Origin of the sequence: Rhodococcus sp. RDE2, assembly GCF_020885655.1 — a bacterium.
GTDB lineage: Bacteria > Actinomycetota > Actinomycetes > Mycobacteriales > Mycobacteriaceae > Rhodococcus > Rhodococcus pyridinivorans.
In genome coordinates, this window is record NZ_AP025186.1 from 1,665,915 (window position 1) to 1,687,543 (window position 21,629).

A 21,629-nucleotide genomic window follows, 5' to 3' on the forward strand; every position below is an offset into this window, starting at 1 on the left:
ATGGTATTCGTCGTCGCGATCGTCGCTGCCGTGGTTGTGCTTCTGGCTCTTGTAGGCACATTGGTGCGCCGGCGCAGGCGTTGGCGAAACAAGGGAATGGTCCTTGCGCCGGAGTTCCAGACTCGTGACCACGCTCCTGTGAGTCACGCCGAACCAGGCTATGCGGAGATGTCGTACGACGATTGGTGGGAGAGTGACTTCTTCTCCGACAGGAGCCTCGAACCGCCCCGCTCGGAGCCTGCGAAGGCTCCTGAGCATCCCGCCCGCAGCTGGGAAGCGATACCTGCGGAACGGTCGGAGCCCGTCGATCTGACGAAATCCGCTGCGAAGGAGATTGCGCGTCAGCGTCGTCAGCGAGCTGAGGAACGGCGGCGAAAGCTGCTTCTGCGCGGTGGTATTCAGTACGAGGACGACGCGAGTCTGGCGCGTGAGCAACAGCTCGGCGCCGGCGGTCAGGGCGCTGTGTACGGACTGGTCGACAACACCGGTCAAGTTGCCAAGTACTGGGATTTGCCACTGACCCGAGGAGCCCGTGAATTCGAAGAACTCGTCCACAGAAGAACGGACGTAGAGGCAGCGGTTTCCGGGCATCCCATCCACCTGTGCTGGCCCGAGAGCCCCGTCCGGAGAGGCGGAGAACTGATCGGTTACACGATGCCGAGGATCGGCGGGCAGTTCTACTTCGAGATGACGTTCGGCTCGGTGACCAAGAAACATGCGCGTGAACTGCAGCATGCGATCCCGCGCAAACAGGGTGCTGTGCCTTTTCCCTTTGAGGTCGACGATCGACAACGCCTCGAACTCGTCTATCTGGTGGCCGTATTTCTCGACGGAATGCACAGAAACGATCTCGTCTACGGAGACTTCTCGTGGATGAACTTCACGTTCTCGCTCGACCCCGTGGAGTTGTGCGTGCTCGACTTCGACTCGTCACGCGTCCAGGGCAGTCTCCCGTTCACGAGGAGTCTCCCTCTCGATAGTCCCAACTGGGAAGATCCTCAGTGGCATGGGTCAACCGTCGTGCGAATGGATTCCGACCGCTACAAGTTCGCGCTCTTCGCCTACCGGATGCTGGTGGCGAAAAGCTTGGATGCAGAGATCGATCCGGATCGAGCAGCGGAGTGGGGACGCGATACCGGTTCCACGATGCTGAGTGGTTTGTGGTCTCGAGCGATAGGAGTGGCAGGTACGAGACCTCCGATGTCGCAGTGGGTGGCAGCCTTGGAGCAGATTCGTCACGAGACTCCGGACCTGCAACCGTTCTGATCTCGCTCGCGGCGAGGTGCGTGACAGGGATTCGAAGCACCGGCAAGCTCCTCCGGCGTCATCGCGATGAAGGCGTGCAGGAAATGGCGCCGAGAAAGCCTGTGGAGTGGAGGATTTCGCCAAAACACTTCTAATCTACACGCTTGCCCCGAAGATAGCTCGAAGTTGATAGTTGTTGTCCGGCGGACTTGGGTGCGGATTGCATCTTGATCAGGAGGTATGGAGCGTGGTGAATCGCCGGGGCATGCACAGCCTCAGTGACTTTCTGGAGCCGTCGGACGAAGTGCTCCGCGTGGAATGGCGCTCGGTTCTGGCCAGACAACCGGTAACACCAGGGCAGAGACAGGTGAACTTCGTGCCGAGCGAAGTCGTCCTTTGCTTGTGCGCATCGTTACTGGTCGATCACAGCCGTTTCGGTAGTGGAAGCGCACATCGTGCGGGGTTCCCTGTGCAAGAACTCGCGAAGCTGTATAAGCGGCCGCCCACGAGCATCCTCGCGAAGATGGCGAACCTGGACGGAACACGCAGCAATGGGGGACGCCACGAACTCGAAGTCTCGGCCCGGATGATGTCGGATAGCGCACTCCTGCAAGATGTCTATCTTCGTATTCTGAGGGCAGCTCGGGCCGAGGGTATCGATCGCGCCGCGTTGCCGGATTTTCTCGAACTGGAGAACGGGGGAACTCTCTGGCTCGCAGGTCAGGAGGAACTCGTTGCGAGTGAGATCGAGTCCGAGTTGGAAGGGGCGGTCGAGAAGTGGGCACGCGACCGCACGGATGTCCCGATCGAAGTAACGCAGCGGGTACTTACTTCAACGGTACGAATCGGGCAACACCGATTCGCGAGAGCAGTGATGTCCAATCATGGCAATCGTTGCGTTTTCTGTGGAATGAGCAGTGTCATCGGCGGCCGACGTCGACCGAGGATGCTCACCGCGAGTCATATCAAGCCGTGGCGAGACAGCTCGAACAAGGAGCGACTCGACCATCTGAACGGATTGGCTGCCTGCCCGACCCACGATGTTGCTTTCGACACGGGGTTGATCACAGTTGCCGAAGACCTCTCCATCACCTATGCGCATGACCTGGAGCGCGCGTTAACAGAGGACGAATCGCTACATAGAGCGTTCGGGAAGCCCCCGTTGGCAGATAAATTGATTCTCCCGAGTACCGCGCAGCTACCTGACAGGACATACCTTGGTTGGCATCGGACCAAGATTTTCGTATCTGTTTGACACGGAGCATCGATCCTTCGGATTCGCAATCTGTGGAAGCACAACACGCGTCGCCGATCGCTGACAGACGGTGGCCCGTGAGGGTGAACCCCACCTGTATTGAAACAGCTCACGGGCCGTCGGCGATTTCGTGTCGGACCTCTAGTAGGACTTTGTTAGGTTCACCACTTCCTGTTGTGGGGCCTCGAGATTCGGCGGGATGTCCGGGACGATAACCGGGTGGATGTCGCAGCCCTGATCGATGTCGGTGAACGCCTCGATGCGTTCGTCGACGAGGTGTTCTCCTCGCTCAAACGCAAGGATCAGCGGGCGACGGCAGGGGTGTATGCGCGGGGGTTGATGCTCGACGGTCGCCGCAAGTCGATGCAGCCGATGGCCGACCGGCTGGAGGTCGATCACCAACGGTTGCAGCAGTTCGTCACCACCTCCCCGTGGGACGTGGTACCGGTCCGGAAAACACTGTCCCGCAAAGCGTGCGATCTGATCGACCCGGACGCGTGGGTGATCGACGACACCGGCTTCGCCAAGGACGGGGACGGCTCGCCGTGCGTGGCCCGGCAGTATTCGGGCACCCTCGGCAAGGTCGGCAACTGCCAGGTCGCGGTCAGCGTGCACGCCGCCACCGACCGCGCGTCCGCGCCGCTGGACTGGCGCCTGTACCTGCCCGAGAGCTGGGATGACGACGCCACCGACGATCCCGAGACGGCCGCGTCGATCACTGCCCGACGGCGGCGCAGTGTGATTCCCGACGCCGAGCGTCACCGCACCAAGGCGGTGATGGCCCTCGAGATGCTCGACGAGCTGATCTCCTGGGGCCGGATCCCGCCGGTGATCGTCGCCGACGCCGGCTACGGCGACTCGGCGACCTTCCGGCACGGCCTGACCGACCGCGATCTGGTCTATGTCGTGGCGGTCAAGGGCGCCACCCTCGCGCACCCCGCCGATGCGGTCCCGGCCGCCGCCGCGTACTCCGGGCGCGGGCGGCCTCCGACCCGACGCTACCCACCGGCCGTGACCTGCAGGGATCTCGTTCTGGCGGCCGGAGTAGGCGCGCTGACCGAGGTCACCTGGCGCCGCGGAACCAAGACCGGTCCGGGCAACCCGACCGCGGCGATGCGCTCACGGTTCGTGGCGCTGGGAGTGCGCCCCGCGAACCGCACGATTCCCCGCGACGAGGACGGAACCCTGCCCCAGGCGTGGCTGCTGGCCGAATGGCCGGCGGGCGCGGCGCAGCCCACCGACTTCTGGCTGGCCACCCTGCCCGAGGACACCCCGCTGTCGGAGTTGGTGCGCCTGGCCAAGATCCGCTGGCGCATCGAACACGACTACCGGGAACTGAAAACCGGTCTCGGACTCGACCACTTCGAGGGCCGCTCCTGGCTCGGCTGGCACCACCACGTCACCCTCGTCACCGCCGCCCACCTGTTCATCACCACCCTGCGGCTGACCGACCCAAAAGCGATTGGGCAGGCCTGACCCTCTACGGCATCGTCCGCGAACTCCAACGCGCACTGGCCTATTGGATCGGTACCTGCCCGACCTGCCACCACACCTTCCCAACCTAACAAAGTCCTACTAGCGGACCACAAGCTGGGAGAGTCTCTCGGCAAGAAGTCCCCACTGAGGATCCTCTGAAAGATGGGACCAGGAGACCCGAATAGCGCCGTGGATGGTGTCGTCGTCGAGATCCATCGCTTTCAGGACATGGCTGGGCTCGTAGCTCTGCGACGTGCATGCCGAGCCATTGGACACTGCCACTACGTCTTTCAAAGCGAGAATCGCTGCCTCTCCGTCCACCCCTGGCACGGAAAAGTTGAGAGTGCTCGCGAGCGTGTTGTCAAGGGATCCGTTGATACGCACGTTGAGGGGCGTGAGGGCTTCGACCAAGCCGGACCGCAGTTCGGCCACGCGAGCCGCTCTGGCTGCTTGATCCTTCATCGCCGACGAGACTGCTGTTCCCAGTCCGGCGATGAGCGGAACAGGAAGGGTGCCGGGGCGAAGTCCCCGTTCCTGCCCTCCTCCGACCAGCAGCGGTGTGAGCGGGACGCGCCGGTACCCCCGACGGCGGACGATGAGCGCGCCGATTCCTTTGGGCGCGTACAGCTTGTGGCCGGAGATACTGATCATGTCGATGCGCTTGTTCGACACGACGTTTTCCACCTTGCCGAACGCTTGCGCTGCATCCACGTGGAAGTACGTATCGTGGTCGGCCAAGGATCGAGCAACATCGTCGACGGGTTGGACGGCGCCGGTCTCGTTGTTCGCAGCCATTACCGAGACCAAGACGGTGTCTGGACGGATCGCTTCGATGATCGAATCTGCCGAGACCCGGCCGTCATGTCCGGGTTTCAGGACGGTGGCTTCGAAGCCGCGTCGTACCAGGCGCTCGATCGGCTCGAGGACAGCCTTGTGTTCGATGGCAGTCGTGACGATATGCATCTTGCCGGTCTTGCGACCGTGTTCTTCGAGGCCGAGAATCGCGAGATTGTTGCTCTCCGTCGCACCGCTGGTGAAGATGACCTCCTCCGGCTTGGCGTCGGCGCCGGCGGCAACTTCTTCCCGTGCGCGATTGACGCGCTCCTTGGCGCGCTGACCGTACGTATGGGTACGGCTGCCTGCGTTACCGTACTCATCGCGCATGAAGTGGATCACCTCGTCCAGTACTGCGGGATCGACCGGGGTGGTCGCGTTGCAGTCGAGGTATACAGGTCCTGAACTGGGCATACGTCTGGATTCTCCCGTGTCGGACGGCGCAGCTATCGTTCCTCACTGTACGCGTAGAGGAACGTCGTGTTCGGATGACTCGGGGGGTGTGTTCGGATGTGCATTTCCGTACAAGAACGGGTACCGTTCCGTACAACTGGTGGCGATTGGACAGGTGTGCGGTGAACGAACGTAGTGGTGCTCCACGGCGTGGAGAGTTCGAGTACGTGTTCCCGGCGATACGGGGGGTTCAGGCTGGTCGAGAGTACTACTCGACCATGTTTCCGCTTCGCATGATCCCTCGTCTGTTCTCCTTCGATGACGAGGAGCTGCTACCCGAGCAACGTGCGCAACGCACCCTCAACCGGTCGCGCGTACCCGAGATGGCGCGTTACATCGTCGAGAATCCGGACAGCTACGTGTTCTCGGCCCTGACGGCATCCGTGAGCGCGGACGTGGAGTTCGATCCGATTACCGACGGCGTCGGGCCGAGCGACCGCATCGGCACGCTCCGTATACCGATGGACGCCCGTTTCGTCATCAACGACGGACAGCATCGCCGTGCGGCGATCGAAGAAGCGCTCACGATGAACCCCGATGTCGGCGATGAGACGATCTCGATCGTCCTCTTTATCGACGTCGGTCTGGAACGATGTCAACAGATGTTCGCCGACCTCAACCGGTACGCAATTCGTCCGGCTCGGTCCATCAGCGTGCTCTACGACCATCGCGACGATCTATCGGCGGTCACGCGGATGGCGGTGTTCAGTTCGGACTTCTATCGAGACCTCACTGAGACCGAGACGAGCAATTTGGCAGCGCGATCTCGGAAGCTGTTCACGCTATCGGCGATGTACAACGCGAATCGCGCATTGCTGGAGGGTATCGAGGAGGACTCGCTCGAGAAGCGTGCCGAGCTGGTCGGGAACTACTGGTCGGTGGTGGCAAAACAGTTCCCGGAATGGGCACAGGTTCGTGCCCGCGAAGTCACGGCCGGAGAGATTCGTCGGGACTTCATCCACAGCCACGGAATCGTTCTTCATGCCTTGGGTAAGGTGGGCAACGCACTCCTCGAGCGCAGTCGAGACAAACGGTCCTGGGATCGCGCACTCCGCCCCCTGCGTGAAATCGATTGGCACCGATCGAATTCAGAGCTCTGGGAAGGTCGAGCCTTGTCCGGCGGACGTGTCTCGAAGAGTACCGGCAACGTTCTGCTGACTACCGCACTGCTGAGAACACGCTTGAATCTTCCGCTACCTGACGACGAGCAAAAAGCCGAGAACAACTTTCGACGAGGTGACTCACGATGACCCGCAACCTGCCGATCCGTCCACGATCGGCATTCGATGAGCTCGGACTGTCCGGCACCATCGAGGCTCTGGTCGAGCAGACCCAGAAGCTCTACCTGGAGGATTCCATCCCGTGGGTCGTCGGTTATTCGGGCGGTAAGGACTCGACCGCGGTCCTGCAGTTGGTGTGGATGTCACTTGTACAACTGGAGCCGGCGAAGCGCACCAAGCCTGTGCACGTGATCAGCACGGACACTCTTGTCGAGAACCCTGTGGTTGCTGCATGGGTCACTCATTCACTGAACACGATGGCAGACGCTGCGCAGGCGCAGGGACTGCCCATCGAGCCTCATCGGCTCACGCCGGCGGTGTCCGACACGTTCTGGGTGAATCTTGCCGGTCGTGGCTATCCCGCGCCGCGGCCGAAGTTCCGGTGGTGCACCGAACGCTTGAAGATCAAGCCCTCCAACAACTTCATCATCAATATGGTGAAGTCCCACGGGGAGGCGATCCTCGTACTCGGTACGCGAAAGGCGGAGAGCTCGGGACGCTCCCACCGGATGACCGAGCTGGAAAGTCAGCGCGCCCGCGACATGCTGAGCCCGAACGGTTCTCTTCCCAATTGCCTCGTCTACTCACCGGTCGAGGATTGGTCCAACGACGACGTCTGGACCTTCCTGATGCAGACCAAGAACCCGTGGGGTTACTCGAACAAAGAGCTCCTCACCATGTACCAGGGAGCTTCGTCCGACGGCGAGTGTCCTCTTGTCGTCGACTCGTCCACGCCCAGCTGTGGTGACAGCCGGTTCGGCTGCTGGACCTGCACGCTCGTCGAGAAGGACAAGTCGATGTCGGCGATGATCCAGAACGACGAGGAGAAGGAGTGGATGTTGCCACTCCTCGAATTGCGCGACGAACTCGATGTCCAGGACGACCGTCACCTGCGTGACTTCCGACGGATGAACGGATCGGTGCAGCTGTTCAACGGCCGCAACATCCCCGGTCCGTACACACAAGAGTCGCGTGAGCGGTGGGTGCGGAAGCTGCTCGAAGCCCAGACGTGGATCAGGGAGAACGGACCGTCCTACGTACAGGACCTCGAACTCATCACCCTGGACGAACTGGAAGAGATCCGCCGGATCTGGGTGGTGGACAAGCACGAGTTCGAAGACAGCCTGCCCACCATCTATCGCGAAACCACGGGTGCGGAGTATCCAGGGCGACCCCTCGATGAGCACCTGCCGCTCGGGCCGGACACGGTCGAAATCCTTCGCGAAGTGGTAGGTGACGATCGTGTCCATTTCGAGCTCGTCCGCGAGCTGCTCGACGTCGAGCAGCGACATCGCTCCCAAGCACGCCGTGCAGGACTGTTCGATTCTCTGACGAAGGCACTCCGCAAGGGCTTCTACGAGAACGAAGGGGATGCATTGCAGCGCGCAACAGACCGAGCAAGTGCCGTAGACCGGTTGCGAGCCGCGGACGGCCCTGACGAGCTCGACATCGCTGATGGCTATGTGCAGCCTGCTCGCACAGGTGGCGAGCGATGATCCTGGACGAACTGGTTCTTCAGAATGTCGGTACGTTTTCAGGTCGTCACACGATCACTATGACGCCGAAATCGAAGACGAAGCCAGTTGTTCTCGTGGGGGGCTTGAACGGTGCCGGCAAGACCACAGTGCTGGAGGCGATTCACCTCGCGCTGTACGGCGCGCTTGCACAGCCGAACGGGCGTCGCGCGGGCGGATACGAGAATTACCTGGTCGGATTGACGCATCGCGGAGCATCTGCGAAGTCGATCTCGGCAGTGGAGTTGGAGTTCCGCGCCTTTCAACAGGGGAAGGAACACGTCTATCGGATCAGCCGTCGATGGGGTGGAGCAAAAGCCCCGGGGCGCGAGAGCCTCGATGTGGAAGTCGACGGTCGGCTCGACCGTGCCTTGACCTCTACGTGGAGCGAGCACGTCGAGACGTTCCTCCCTCGCGGAATCGCCGGCCTGTTCTTCTTCGATGGAGAACAGATCGAAGCACTCGCAGACTTGGAGAAGTCACGTGAGGTGCTGGCCTCGGCGCTCTCGGCTCTGCTCGGACTCGATCTTGTCGACAGACTTGCGACGGATCTGTCGGTGTTGCGTCGTCGGCACCGAACAAACCAGATTCCCGAGTCTCTGAGGTCCGAGGTCGAGGCAAAGCGTGAACTCGTGACGCGAGCCCGCCAGCTCGAAGAAGGGACTGTCGAAGCCTTGGCGCGGGCGCGTGTCGAACTCGAACGCGCGGACAAAGAGCGATCGGAAGCCAGGTCGGATTACCAGTCGCGGGGCGGTGAGGTCGCGGAGACGCGAGCAGAGACGGAGAAGGCCGCTGATGCTCTCCGTGCAGCGCTCACGCAGGTCGATGACGACTTGCGTGCTGAGGCGTCCGACGCTGCGCCGCTGCTTCTGGTGACCGATCTCCTTCACGAGGTTGAGTCGCGTGCAGCAGACGAGTCGACTTCGTCGAATCGGCGGGCCGTGGCGGACGTGCTCGCGCAGCGCGACGACTCAGTGCTCACTGTGCTTCGTAATAGCGGCGCTGGCGACAATGTGCTCACGGCGATCGCCACCTTCATGCAACAAGACCGTGCAGAACGTAACCAGAATGTCGATGTCGAAGACATCACTGGTCTCGGACGACCGGACTCGATCCGGGTTCTGCGCGAAACAGCGCTTCCCTCGAGTCGCCGTCGAATCGGTGAACTGGTGGAGCGTCGACGGGGTATCCGCGAAGAACTCGATCAGATCGACCGGGTACTCGTCGCTATGCCCGACCCCGAGTCGCTCGAAGAGGTGCGCCGAGCACTCGACGAGGCCTCGGACCGTTATGTCCGTGCTGAAACCAAGGTCACGACATTGGACGAGGAGCTCGCAGTACGACGGGCGGAACGGGCGAAGGTCGACGCCGACTACGAACGAATCCTGGAGAAGTACGCACAGGCGAACCTTGCGCTCGAGGACGACACACGGATCGTCGAGCATGTGGACAAAGTCCGAGCAACTCTCGAATCGCTGCAGGTCGCGGCGAAGAAGCGCTACCTCGGGCGTATCGGCGAATACGTCCTGGAGGCACTCCATCGATTGTTGCGCAAGAACAAACTGGTGACCGCAGTCCAGATCGATCCCGACACGTACACCGTGGAACTCACCGGTCCGGGTGGTAAGCCGCTTCCCGCGAACCAATTATCTGCAGGCGAACGGCAGTTGCTTGCGGTATCGCTTCTGTGGGGCCTAGCGCGAGCATCAGGACAGCCACTGCCGGTCGTCGTCGATACGCCTTTGGGCCGGCTTGACGGGGAGCACCGGGAGCACCTCATCGAGCGGTACTTTCCTTTCGCGAGCCATCAGGTCGTCCTGCTGTCGACCGATACGGAGATCGACGAGCAAGCGTTCCGTCGAATCAAGAAGCACGTCGGACGGTCGTACTGCCTTGATTACGACCACGACAGCGCGTCCACGTCGGTTCGATCCGGATACTTCTGGGAGTAAACGTAGTGACTGTCGAGCATGTGCGTCTCTCGAAGACGGCACGAGATCAATTGGTGACGTTGAAGCGACGCACGGGAATCGGCCAGTGGAATGTTCTGTGCCGCTGGGCGCTCTGTCGTTCACTGGCAGAACCTTCCGTGCCGCCGGCTGCCCGAATCGTCACCGACAGCAACGTCGAAATGACATGGAAAGTGTTTGCCGGCGCGCACGGTGATGTTCTGTGGTCCGCTCTGAGGGTCCGATGCCACAACGACGGACTGGACCTCGATGAGGAGACACTTGCTACTCAATTCCGCCTCCATCTTCACCGAGGCATCGGATACTTGATCGGGGACACACGTTCCTCCGACATCGAAGGGCTCGTGGAGCTGGCACTCGCGGAGTAGCGCATGACAACGATCGGACCTACCGCCCGTCATAAGACAGCGATGGTCCGATCGGCGCTGTCACGACCGATGGGGCTTGCCCTGGCCGATGGCATCATCGAGCGCGAGGCGACCGTGTTCGACTATGGGTGCGGTCGAGGCGGCGATATCCGTCATCTCCAAGGACTCGGATTTTCAGTGTCTGGGTGGGACCCCGCCCACCGTCCGAACGCAGAGATGATCTCGTCGAATGTGGTCAATCTCGGGTACGTGGTCAACGTGATCGAGGATCCGATCGAGCGTGCCCAGGTACTGAAATCAGCTTGGGGCCTCACACGAAATATTCTTGTGGTCTCGGCTCGCTTGACCTGGGAGGCGCGCGAGCTGGTCGGTCGTCGCGTAGGGGACGGGATCCTTACCCGCATGGGGACATTCCAGAAGTTCTACGACCAATCCGAGCTCGCGACATGGATAGAGTCGGTCCTAGAGACAAAGCCCCTTGCCGCTGCGCCAGGCGTTTTCTACGTCTTTCGGGACGAAGCCGCCCAGCAGGATTTTCTTGCGAATCGGGTCTACCAGTACCGACCGCGCATAATCATCGATCCTCATGATGAGTACGAGCGCAACCGCGAGAACCTCGCCCCGTTGTTCGACTTTATGACTGCGCATGCGAGGCCGCCAAAGCGCGGCGAGTTGAGCGCTGAAGCAGAAGCGTGCGTTTTGGATGCGAGCGGCACACTGGGAAGAGCAGTGAATCTGATCTACCAGGTTACGGACGACTCCCATTGGGAACAGGTGAGGATCCAACGTCGGTCCGAACTGCTGGTGTATGCCGCGATGTCGCGCTTCGGGCGCAAACCAAGATTCTCGCAGCTAGGGCCTATTCTGCAGCATGATATCAAGATTCACTTCGGAACCTACAGAGATCTCACCAATCAGGGGGACAGACTTCTCGCGGCGGTCGGGAACCGAATGATGGTGCTCATGACGGCAAGAAGTTCCAAGGTCGGCAAGCAGACTCCGTCTGCGTTGTATGTCCATCGTTCTGCACTAAGCGAGCTGCCGCCCATCCTGCAGGTCTATGAAGGTTGTGCGCGAGTTCTTGCGGGCACTGTTGAGCTTGCAAACATGGTGAAGCTGTCCGTTGCCGAGCCACGGGTTTCGTTCTTGTCCTACCCGGAATTCGACAAGAACGCCCACCCATCTCTTGAAGGAGCGGTTACGGTCGGTTTGAGGGCGCTTACCGTTGACTGGCGAGACTATTCTAATTCAGACAACCCCCCTGTTTTACATCGAAAAGAAGAATTCGTTGGCCAATCGTATCCGCATCGTCCGCTATTTCAAAGCCTCACCCGAGCAGAAGTAAAAGCAGGACTGTATAGACATCCCGAACGAATCGGGACCCTCCAAGGTTGGCAGGCCGAGCTGAATAAACGAGATTGTGTGATTCGAGGCCATCGCCTTCAAAAAAGGTCGAGTGGGGGATGATTCAGACTTAACCTCTTTTACGCGGTGGGCGTAACGTCTAGCGCGGGTCTTGATCACTTCGCAGATGTTCTGCCGTAGCATGGCTACCCTGACATGTCTGCCGGTGCGCAGAGCCTGCGGCTTGCCGCAGCCGACTCTCGTCGCACGGCTGCCGAGAGGGAGGTCTAATGATGTTGCGCCGCATCTCCATGCTGGAGGTGGATGGGGCGCCCACCAGCCCGGGCTTGTATGCGTGGTACGTCAAGCCACCTGTCGGCGTGTTCGATGTGGATGCCAACGATGATGCCAGCGCAGCACTCTTCCTCGATACGCTCCATCGCTATGCATTGCTCTATGAACCGCCCCCAATTGATTTGAAAGGCGCGTCATCTTATGGGACGCGGTGGGTGGGCGAGTTGAAGGCGGACTACGTCCTGGCTACGTTGGGCATTTCCCTCGGAGACAAAGGCAGTGCGAAAATTGAGGCACCGAATTCAAACGACGAGGCGTCGGTGGCACCGTCACTGTACGCTATTGCAGCTTCGGCCAGCAAGCGGAAGTTGCTCGCTAGCATATTGCAACACATAATACCAGAATTTTCGACTCCGCTTTATATCGGTATATCGAATGACCTGAAGAAGCGACTAATTCGGCACAAGCAGGACTTTACTCGTGTGAGCGATTACCTTCGTCAGCGGCCGGAGGAGCGGGATCGAGCAATAAAAATCGCCCGAACGTTTGGACACAGGGCGGCGGCACGTGAAGTGGCAATGGAAGATTTAGAAGTCTGGATTCTTGAGCTCGATAAGCTAAGAGAATCGGACCTGAGTCCTGCCGACATTCGAGAAGTTACCAGTTCTGCTGAATGGTTCCTGCACAAAATGTATTCGCCAATATTAGGGAGGCGGTAGTATGAGCATCTTTGGCGCCGGGAGCGGACCTCGTTTCCTTGACTACGTCCGTGGAACGTGGGGGAGCTTCACCACCCCGGCTGGGCGTGTTGATTATATTATGACAAAAGCTCGCCTTGGGGAGGAAAGTACAGACCCCGAGCGGCGCCTAACGAAGAGCCTCGCTCCGGTCCGTGAGGTTATGGATGCAGACCTGCTCGACTTCAACCAGCTCCTCCAACGAGATCTTGATGATCATCGCGTAGCGACAAAGCTGATCCCATACCTGTTGCGACCGCGCGCTACCGGGCCGGCGTTCTTCCCGCCCATCGTTGCAGTGTTGCTCCCCTTCAAGAACAAACGTCCTGCGGAACTGCCCACTCTTGGGTCGGAAGAATATGTTCCGGACCCTAATGGGAATTGGATCCAGTCGACTGCAGGTGAGGCGATGAGGGTTCGGCGCCTTGCCTTACGTGAGGGGGAGCTTCATCCGATTCCGCTTGGTGAATTGCACTGGAATGATGCTTACACGCGACTTGTGGTGATCGACGGTCAGCACAGGGCGATGGCACTACTTGCTATTGAACGTACATTAACCAACACCTGGGATCAGAGCGGCGGCGACCGGTTTAAGTCTTTCTACGAAGGTCCAGTACGCCGCGAATTGGAACAATGGAAGAAGAAGAACGACGGCGAACTAGACTTGTCACGTGTTGAAGTCCCTGTGGCAGTGTGCTGGTTTCCCGACCAGACCGGCCCAGAAGGGGATCCTCACGGGGTGGCCCGGAAGTTGTTCGTTGACGTCAACAAAGAAGCTCGGCAGCCGAGCGAGTCACGTTTGATCTTGCTCTCCGACGGAGAATTACTAAAGGTCCTTACGCGAAGTCTGTTAAATGAGCTCAGGAGTGGTCCCTCGAATGAATTTCTCCCGCTCTATGCAGTTGAGTACGACAATCCAGAGACTAAGACCACCCAATCTGCCCGATGGTCCGTCCTTACAAACATCCATCTTCTCCAAATGGCGGTCGATCGGTGTCTATTCGGACCTCCGAAGTACTTGGACAAAGTCAACCTTGCTTTCGGAGGTCGGGAAAGCGAGACTGAACGCGATGCCTTTATGCGCGGACAATTGGAGCTAGCTAAAATATTCCCGGGTGCTATTGAGGACGGTGACTTCACTTACCTTCCCGGTGAGATTGGCAACACCAACTTTCCTGTCGGGAAGAAAGAAGAAATCACGGCTCGTTTTATGCAGTCGTGGGGCGAGTCGATTCTTACCTTGTTGTCGGGCGTTGTCCACTATCGAGCCCACGCAAGCGCTCTCGTACAGATTAAGGAACAGTGGGCGCCTGGGGACGTTCTTGCGAGGCTAGCCCAGGATGCATTGTTTGGGGGTGTCGGTGTGTACTGGACGCTTCGGGACAGTAGCGAACATTTTAAGCAAGAGTCGACGCTCCCAGGTGTCAGCGCGAGCAGGACGAAGCCGGATATCGTTAAGGCTTGGGATTTCCTTCAAGGCAAGCAGGAATCGTTCGAGAGACAACGCGCTAAGGAACTACTCGGATCCGACAGCCCAGACTCTATTTCGCGTAGCAATCACATATACGCGATGATGAACACTCATGCCTGTCAACTAGGCATGATGCTTACTTTGGGGAGCCTCTGGAAGCTCCACGTTGAGAACCGTTCCCTCGATGAACTTCCGCAATTCGCCAAGTCGTTAGTTAAGGCCTGGAACGCCTATTTTATGCAGCCAACCTGGTTTGGAAAGGCTCATGATCGCCGGCGTGTTATGGCAAAGCGCGGCGTCCGTTCTCCGCTGAACGGGATTGCATCGTTAGACACCCCACAAGCTGTGTACTTCCGCTATTTTTGGCTTGAGATACTCTCTACGGAGCAGGCCTGGGTCCACGTTGCTGAGTGGATCAACGATAGGGATAAGTTTCAAGAAACTTTAAGTTCGGCGAGGGCTTTTTACCGCAGATTCTTGATCAGGCAACAAGAAAAAGCCCTGAAAAACAGTGACCCTACTATGGTGGAGAGCAAGCGTAAGGCTAAGGCTCAGAAGATGGTGGACGAGTCGCTGAGCAAGGCTCTCGACGTATGGTTCGAAATTAGTCCTGACGAATATGGCGATTGGAAGGCTCGCGCGCAGGATGAAACGGTAGGTGGGGTAGAAGAGGAAAATGAGGAGACCCTGTCCAACGATGTAGCCGCAAGCCTCGAAGACGCGATGAGCTCGGATGTGTTGGAAGGCTGACGATAGTTCGCGGGAGATATCGTCTACTCGCTTGACTTTCGTCCCATCACGGCTCGCCTTCCGATATTTGGCATCTGGATCTAAGATTTCAGGCTCTAGACGTTTGACGCATGTAGTGTGTGCAACTAGTTTGGTAGCCGGCGTAAATCATTTTCTTGGAAAAAGTGGAAGACCCGCAGCTAAATTGGGGCGCGAGATGAGTGTTTAAGCCGAACCCACTCTCTTCGGCCAGCACATCACGCAAGGTTTCATGATGCGTAGGGCGGACGTACGAGCGGCTGCCCAGGGTATACGGTGATTGATGGGTTTCGTCTGAAACTCGGGAACGGAGCGCGAAGCGAGGCGACGGAAAGATGCTGTTGACTCCCCAGGTGCTCGGACAGAAGATCTGGCATGTCCCCTGTGAGTAGGTCCGGGTTGTTCTAGAGTCCTGATTGCCCTGGTGAGGGCGAAGAAGGGACGATAGGGATCATGGCGGGACGCAAACGTCACTCGGCGGAGGACATCGTGCGCAAGCTGCGCCGAGCCGACGAGTTGGCCGCGGAAGGCAAGAACGGTGAAGAAATCGCCGCAGCGCTCGAGGTGTCGGCGGCGACGCTGTACAACTGGCGGCGTCAGTACTCCGGCATGGACGCCGATGCAGCGAAGGAACTCAAGGAACTGCGGGAGCAGAACAGCCGGCTCAAACGGTTGCTCGCCGATGCCGAGTTGGAGAAGGACGCGCTGCCCTGACTTGCACAGATTTAGTGCCCCGCTCCGATCACCGAGTCGGTAGACCCAGCGCGGTGAGGATGCGGACCGCGTCCGGGTCGAGGGGGTCGGTAGCGGTGTGGGGGTAGCCGGCGATGGTGATGGTGATTTCCTGGAGCGGACGCAGGGTCCGGACCAGGGAACGAAGCGAAGTCCCGGTCTCGGCCTGCAGGTAGCGGGCGATCGCGAGTGCGGTGAAGACGACCGTGAGGTGGGCTTCGATCGCGTCGCGGGTGTGGTGGAACATCGGCCGTGCCCGCAGGTCGGTTTTCGACATGCGAAACGACTGCTCGACATGCCAGAGGTCGTGGTACTTGCCGATCACCTCGCCCGGCTCCATGAGTGTGACCGGGATGTTGGTCACGTATCCCTTCAGGCCGATGAGTGATCGGGCCCGCTCGATGCTCGCCTCATCGACGGTGCGGCCACTGGTAGTGGTCTTGACGAACCGGGTCGATTTCGGTGCCTTGCCACCATCGACGACCGCCCGTGCGCGGGCTTCCTGAGCGTTGAGCGTTTGGTTGTCGCGGACAGCACGGCGTTTCGAGTACTGCCAGACCGCCCGCCACGAGGTGGGATGCCGAACCGGATCCCAGATCGGTTCGGCGCGTCTTTTCGCCGTGTTGACTACGCTGCGGGCGTGGCGGGGCGTGACGGTGTCGATGATCTGCCCATCGACGAAAACGTCTCCATTCCAATGAAAATGGTTGGCCAGATCCGCCGGGGCCTTGGTGACCCGAGACCCGACGATGAACTTCAGGCCGACGCCGTCGAGATCTGCGAGGTTACCGGCGGAGAGCATGCCGGCGTCGGCGGCGACGACCATCTCGACTCCGGCGATGTCGTGTCGGGCCTGGAACTGGCGGATGATGGGCACGATTGTGTGGGTTTCGGCCTTGTTACCTTCGAAGCAGCCGATCTCCAGTGGGAAACCGGTCCGGTCCACGAGCAGGCCGACGACGATCTGCGGGTCGACCCGGCGTTCTTTCGAGTACCCGACCTTGCGGAGATCGTCTTCTTTCTCCGCCTCGAAATACAGGGTGGTCACGTCGTAGAGCACCAGGGACAGACCCCCGGTCGCCGCGGCATGCTCGAAACATCGCGTCGCGACCCGATCCCGGTAATCACTTGTGGCACATCGTTTCAATGCACTCGCGTAGGTGTTGCGGTGAACCGGGGTCAGGCCGATCTCGCCGACCACCCTGGCCGTGTCACTCATCGAGGTCGGCTCCACGATCCGGGCAAGGACCAACTGGAAGAAAGCCTCGTCGTCAATGACGTCGAACCCGAGCCGGTACCAGGCGGTCTCGACCGCCTCGACCAGCCAGCGCGAACGCTTCGCGGTGATCAGCGACGGTCCCTTCCCGGAGTTGCCGGGCACATCCAGTCCCAGGTCGAGTTCTTCCTGGCCGGCGTGGAGCTTGCCGCGGGCGAGCTGCATCAACGCGGCCAACTCGCTGTCGGTGTGGGCCGAACCGACATGCTCGACGATCGTCCGGCGACCGCCCTGCTTGACCGCGATCTGCACCGCCGTCGCCCCCGACGCGGTCCGAACCTTGCGAATGTACGCCGCCACCCGCCAGATCCTACCGACCGTTTAGTGCCCCAAATCGACAACCCGCGATCCCGCTACCAGCGGAAACGCTCGGAGAACCCGGGAATCCTCCTCAACTTGTGCAAGTCAGGTCAAACGGTTGCTCGCCGATGCCGAGTTGGAGAAGGACGCGCTGCGGGAGATCGCCAAGGGAAAATTCTGAGCCCGACCGCCAAACGCGCCGCGATCACCATGCTCACCGGCACTATGCAGATGTCGGAGCGGTTCGCGTGCAAGGTCGTTGGGCTCTCCCGATCGGTTTACCGGCGGTTGCCGTTGGCGCAGACACCGGACGATCCGGATGCCGATCTGCGCGCAGAGCTGCGCAGATATGCCCGCAAGCATCCGCGGCACGGCTTCCGGCGAGCATGGGCGTGGCTGCGCTACGACCAGGGCATCGAGGTGAACAAGAAGAAGATCCACCGCCTGTGGAAGGAAGAAGGGCTGCAGGTCCGGCGTGCTCCACGCCGCAAACGTGCCGGCCTGTCCTCGGTTCCGATCGTCGACGCGGATGCTCCGAATGTGGTGTGGGCATTGGACTTCCAGTTCGACTCGACCGTCGACGGCAAGACGGTGAAGATCGCGTCGATGGTCGACGAACATACCCGGATGTCGTTGTTGAACATCGTGGACCGCTCGATCACCGCCGACCGGTTGATTGAGGGCTTGGAGAAGGCGTTCGCGATGTGGGGTGGGCCGCCGCTGGTGCTGCGGATGGACAATGGGCCGGAGTTCATCTCGGAAGCGCTGCGGGACTTCTGTGCTGGGTCGGTGGGGATGTCCTACATTCCGCCGGGCACGCCGTGGAACAACGGGTTCATCGAGTCGTTCAACAACCGGTTGCGCGATGAGTGTCTCAACCGAAACTACTGGCCCACTCTGCTCGAGGCCCGGGTGGTGATCGAGGACTTCAAGGACGACCACAATCACCGGCACCGTCATTCGGCGCTGGGGTACCGAACTCCTGCCGAGTACGCTGCCGGATGCACTCACCGGCACCAGCCGGTGGCGTGTGAGATCGACTGATCGACTGCAAGTAGGAATCGGCTCTAGAACCGACCGGACCGACTATCGGGGACCTGCCAGATCAGTTGACGCGGGTTATCCATGTCCAATAAGAGTCTCAAGCGCTACGTAGCGGATTGATCGAGCGACGCGGCTGCAGTAGCTTCCCGCCGCACCCACCTCGCTGAGTGGCTCGCGTGTTCCTATGATGCGCGAGCTGCTCCTGCCATTCGGACGTACGGTCGTCCATTCGCTGATCGACTCACTGTTCCGGCTGCAAATGGGGCTGCATGGAGGCCAGCGCCATAAACCAGCGGAGTGTGCGTCGATGGGTGGCCTTGAGAACGATACGGACGAGCGAGCCTGGCAGAACCTCTCCGCTGTCCGCCCGCGTGGGATCGTCCTCGGCAAGGTGTTCGAGCGATAAATTATAGACCTAGCTGACCCCGGTTCGCGCCAGCAATTTTCATCCAGCATCGCAGCATGCATGCAGTGATGGGCTATTGGAATAGAATACTGGCAGGCAGGATTGAGCTGCTCTCGTTGCGGAGCGGGGCGACTTCTGTCCCCAGATCATTCGTAGTGGTCAGTTGGAAGTGACTACCACGTAGCTCCGCTAAGGAGGTCCTCCACGTCGATATCGGTCGGTGGCCTGTCATTCGTGAGGGCGGACGTCACAAGCTCGAAAACGATCAATCCGAGTGGTTGTTTTCTTGTGTTGACAATTTCTTGAATGTACTCAAGTCCGCCGTTTGCATACTCTTCGAATATTGTGACTCGTTCCTGCAAACGGGAGTTGTCCATAATCTCGGGGTCATTTCCGACCTCGTTGGCGGCAATCATGCTGACGAGCGTGTCGGCAAAAGACGGTCCTACAAGCGTGTCGTACCGAATCGGATCACCGGCGACAGCTGTGAACGGCACCCGTCGACCCTGAGTAAATCCGACCGCAGCCGCGAACAGCAGAATGTCTCGGAAAGCCGGAAACTTCGCTTCCTGCTGCAGTTCGAGCATGAGACGTTCGTGCTGCTGTGGACGGCGTGCTCGAACATCTGGAGTGGCGGTCACAGGATCACCTTCAATTCAGTGCGATCGATGTCGGACGAACGAATGTAAGGGTACGACGTCCCGTTGATCTCGATGTCGTCGGCGACGTCGCCCTCGGCCGTTGTGTGAGTCTCAAGCACTCCGAGATTACTGACATATGGCATCAGTTCGGTGATCACGGTGCCCATACCCTGACTCTTGCTCACCAGGACGACGAGCTGAGGTGCCATCTTGGCGAGAGCGCGCGCAACGGCTTCCTGATAGTCCTCATCCAACGAGCCGAATGCGGCGTCCATGACGATGGGGTATGTCCCGGCATCGACGCTCGTTTGTTCCTCGGCGCGGCGCTCCGTTCGGATCTCACGAGCTAGCTTCGAGACAGCAGCAACAAAGCTGAGACTAAGGATCTGGTTCTCGCCGGTGGATTTGGGAACCGGAAGCTCGACTCCGTTCACCGTCTTGTGCAGGGTCAACTCGAAATTCTCGGTCAGGGTTGGTACGTGACTCTGGTGAGTGATGCTGCCGAAAACCTCTTTGAGCTCCTTATCCAGCCGCTTTCGCATATCTGCTGCGCGAATCTCAAGAATCTCGATGAGCGCCTTTTTCACCGACTGTACGAGGTCGAGTCGAGTGCGTGCCTTTAGTGCGAGTTCATCCGTGACCTCGGCCTTCGATCGCTCGCGCGTCTTGGCTTCGATGTCTTTCGCAAGCCGCTCGATCTCGCCCTTGGCGGATCCGACCTGCTGTTCTTTGGCGCGCATCATGTCGAGCAGCTCAAGGTGCTTGCTCTCAAGATTCTGGATGTCCTCGTGCCTACTGTCGCGTAGCTTGCCGTCCAGTTCAGACTTTTCGGCAATCAGTCGGTCAACTCGGTCGTTCTCGTCACCGATACGCTTCGCGACGCCGGATAGGTCGCTGCGCAGCGCCGCTCGGGTTGCCTCCAGTTCGTCGATATTTCCCGATAGTTTTTGCCACGCAGTCTCGACGGCTTGTAGGCCGGCCTGGTGCCGCCAATCCTGGACGTGTCTCCATGAGTCGGAGCCTTCGGTGAGTTCGGCTCCGCAAATGCAGGTCTTCTTTTCCAAGAGATCGTCCACGAACTCGCGCTTGAGTGGTGCAGGAAGTGCCCCACGCCGATACAAGTCCTCAGCCATGGCTTTGGTATCCCATGCGAGAGCATCTGTGAAGGCTAGGAACCCGCGAGTTGCAATGAGGGTAGCCCGGTCGGTCACCGCGGCTTCGTATGCGCGCCGCGCATCAGCGAGCTCTTGTTCTACCTGATCGCGTCGTTGCTGTATTGGAGCGGCATCGGCATTCTCCCTGAGCAGCTCGAGTACACGTTCGTGCTCTGCATTCAGCGACGCGACCTCGCGTTCCAGGAGAACCCGACGTTCCGAGACCTCGGCCTGCCGATCGTTCAGCTCGTCGATCTCTTCTTGGATTCGTCCTGCCCTCTCGCCGCCATACTTGCGAAGGTCTGCCGAGAGCTTACGGTCGACCTTCGGTAGGTGGGCGAGGGCACGCTCGACCTGCTCGAGATCGAGAAGGACCTTGATGTCGTTTCGAACCTCTGTGTAGGCCTCCTTCTTGACGAGGTTCTCGATTCGCTCACCGTTGAAGAAGAAGAAGCGACTGACTCCTCGTGGCAGGATCGTGTTGATCATCTCCTGGGGCGCACTGATTGCCTCCGACGCGCCATCAGGTGTCGTCGCCCAGAGCTGCACGCTGGGGACCGCCGATTGTTGGTGGTCGGATTCCTTGCGGAGCGTGGCAGTACGGAGGAGCCGATAGCTCCGATCCTCATGAGAAAACTTGACTTCGACCGACACGTCGATGGACTCTCCGACCGAGGCCGACCTCCATACAGCGTCGGTGACGAGGCGTTCCTGCTGTTCGACGTCGTCGGACAGACCCCCATAAAGCGCCCACGTGAACGCATTCAAGAGTGTGGTCTTGCCGGATCCGTTTGCGCCGAATATGAGCGTTACCGGACGAGTACCGTCCGAGTCGAGGCTGAAGCTTTGGCGTCCTGCGAACTGGCGAAAATTTTCGAGTGCGATCGACTGAAGCTTCACGGAATGATTCCCTTCACTGCTGCGAGGATGTCCTCGGTCGCGTCGTACGCGCTCAGGTGTAACTTGGCACGCTCGATCTCCAGAACCCGCTTGAGCAGCGCCCGCTCGTCGTCGGAGAGCGCACCGATCACGTCTTTCTCGGTACGCGTGTTTTCGGTCATCGTTGA

16 protein-coding genes and 2 pseudogenes are annotated in these 21,629 nt (G+C 59.8%); 13 read left to right on the top strand and 5 right to left on the bottom strand.

Going from position 1 to position 21,629, the window contains the following annotated elements:
• The 3 genes and pseudogenes from LPH33_RS07810 to LPH33_RS07820 form a co-directional block, all read left to right on the top strand.
• Positions 1–1,266, top strand: coding sequence for a hypothetical protein (locus LPH33_RS07810; protein WP_229567699.1), 1,266 nt, complete (start codon positions 1–3; stop codon positions 1,264–1,266).
• A gap of 502 nt (positions 1,267–1,768) precedes the next feature.
• Positions 1,769–2,500, top strand: coding sequence for an HNH endonuclease (locus LPH33_RS07815; RefSeq protein ID WP_229567701.1), 732 nt, complete (start codon positions 1,769–1,771; stop codon positions 2,498–2,500).
• A 219-nt stretch (positions 2,501–2,719) separates the two neighbouring features.
• Positions 2,720–4,013 (top strand): annotated as a pseudogene (locus LPH33_RS07820) (IS701 family transposase); the annotation flags it as partial.
• A gap of 62 nt (positions 4,014–4,075) precedes the next feature.
• On the opposite strand, the gene dndA reads toward LPH33_RS07820, so the two are convergent.
• On the bottom strand, positions 4,076–5,224 hold the full coding sequence (gene dndA, locus LPH33_RS07825; protein ID WP_229567704.1) for a cysteine desulfurase DndA: 1,149 nt from the start codon (positions 5,222–5,224) through the stop codon (positions 4,076–4,078).
• A 161-nt stretch (positions 5,225–5,385) separates the two neighbouring features.
• On the opposite strand from dndA, the gene dndB reads away from it, so the two are divergent.
• The 8 genes and pseudogenes from dndB to LPH33_RS07865 form a co-directional block, all read left to right on the top strand.
• Entirely contained in the window at positions 5,386–6,513 is a 1,128-nt protein-coding gene (gene dndB, locus LPH33_RS07830; protein WP_229567705.1) for a DNA sulfur modification protein DndB, read from the top strand.
• Positions 6,510–8,039, top strand: a complete 1,530-nt coding sequence (dndC, locus tag LPH33_RS07835; RefSeq protein WP_229567707.1) for a DNA phosphorothioation system sulfurtransferase DndC — start codon at positions 6,510–6,512, stop codon at positions 8,037–8,039. Before dndB ends, dndC begins: the two co-directional genes overlap by 4 nt.
• On the top strand, positions 8,036–10,009 hold the full coding sequence (gene dndD, locus LPH33_RS07840) for a DNA sulfur modification protein DndD (protein ID WP_229567709.1): 1,974 nt from the start codon (positions 8,036–8,038) through the stop codon (positions 10,007–10,009). Before dndC ends, dndD begins: the two co-directional genes overlap by 4 nt.
• A 20-nt stretch (positions 10,010–10,029) precedes the next feature.
• Positions 10,030–10,395 (top strand): DNA sulfur modification protein DndE, encoded by a 366-nt coding sequence (gene dndE, locus LPH33_RS07845; protein ID WP_267499194.1) that lies wholly within the window; start codon positions 10,030–10,032, stop codon positions 10,393–10,395.
• 3 nt (positions 10,396–10,398) lie between these two features.
• A complete protein-coding gene (locus LPH33_RS07850; protein ID WP_229567710.1) occupies positions 10,399–11,862 on the top strand; it encodes a DNA phosphorothioation-associated putative methyltransferase in 1,464 nt (487 codons plus the stop codon).
• Positions 11,863–12,029: 167 nt separating this feature from the next.
• Positions 12,030–12,752: a hypothetical protein gene (locus LPH33_RS07855; protein ID WP_229567712.1), complete on the top strand. Its 723-nt coding sequence runs from the start codon at positions 12,030–12,032 to the stop codon at positions 12,750–12,752.
• 181 nt (positions 12,753–12,933) lie between these two features.
• On the top strand, positions 12,934–14,991 hold the full coding sequence (locus tag LPH33_RS07860) for a DNA sulfur modification protein DndB (RefSeq protein WP_229567713.1): 2,058 nt from the start codon (positions 12,934–12,936) through the stop codon (positions 14,989–14,991).
• A gap of 471 nt (positions 14,992–15,462) precedes the next feature.
• Positions 15,463–15,717, top strand: a pseudogene (locus LPH33_RS07865) (transposase); the annotation flags it as partial.
• A gap of 34 nt (positions 15,718–15,751) precedes the next feature.
• Here the strand turns inward: LPH33_RS07865 and LPH33_RS07870 are convergent.
• A complete protein-coding gene (locus tag LPH33_RS07870; protein ID WP_229566897.1) occupies positions 15,752–17,317 on the bottom strand; it encodes an IS1634 family transposase in 1,566 nt (521 codons plus the stop codon).
• On the opposite strand from LPH33_RS07870, the gene LPH33_RS07875 reads away from it, so the two are divergent.
• A complete protein-coding gene (locus LPH33_RS07875) occupies positions 17,222–18,361 on the top strand; it encodes an IS3 family transposase (RefSeq protein WP_420714479.1) in 1,140 nt (379 codons plus the stop codon). The genes LPH33_RS07870 and LPH33_RS07875 overlap by 96 nt on opposite strands.
• A 184-nt stretch (positions 18,362–18,545) precedes the next feature.
• On the top strand, positions 18,546–18,767 hold the full coding sequence (locus LPH33_RS07880; protein ID WP_229567717.1) for a hypothetical protein: 222 nt from the start codon (positions 18,546–18,548) through the stop codon (positions 18,765–18,767).
• Between the two features lie 173 nt (positions 18,768–18,940).
• On the opposite strand, the gene LPH33_RS07885 is transcribed toward LPH33_RS07880, so the two are convergent.
• The 3 genes from LPH33_RS07885 to LPH33_RS07895 are packed head-to-tail and all read right to left on the bottom strand — an operon-like array spanning position 18,941 to position 21,623.
• A complete protein-coding gene (locus LPH33_RS07885) occupies positions 18,941–19,408 on the bottom strand; it encodes a DNA phosphorothioation-associated protein 4 (protein ID WP_229567718.1) in 468 nt (155 codons plus the stop codon).
• Positions 19,405–21,462, bottom strand: a complete 2,058-nt coding sequence (locus LPH33_RS07890; protein ID WP_229567720.1) for an AAA family ATPase — start codon at positions 21,460–21,462, stop codon at positions 19,405–19,407. The genes LPH33_RS07885 and LPH33_RS07890 overlap by 4 nt, the downstream gene beginning before the upstream one ends.
• Positions 21,459–21,623 (bottom strand): hypothetical protein, encoded by a 165-nt coding sequence (locus tag LPH33_RS07895; protein ID WP_229567722.1) that lies wholly within the window; start codon positions 21,621–21,623, stop codon positions 21,459–21,461. Before LPH33_RS07895 ends, LPH33_RS07890 begins: the two co-directional genes overlap by 4 nt.
• Between the last annotated feature and the right edge of the window lie 6 nt (positions 21,624–21,629).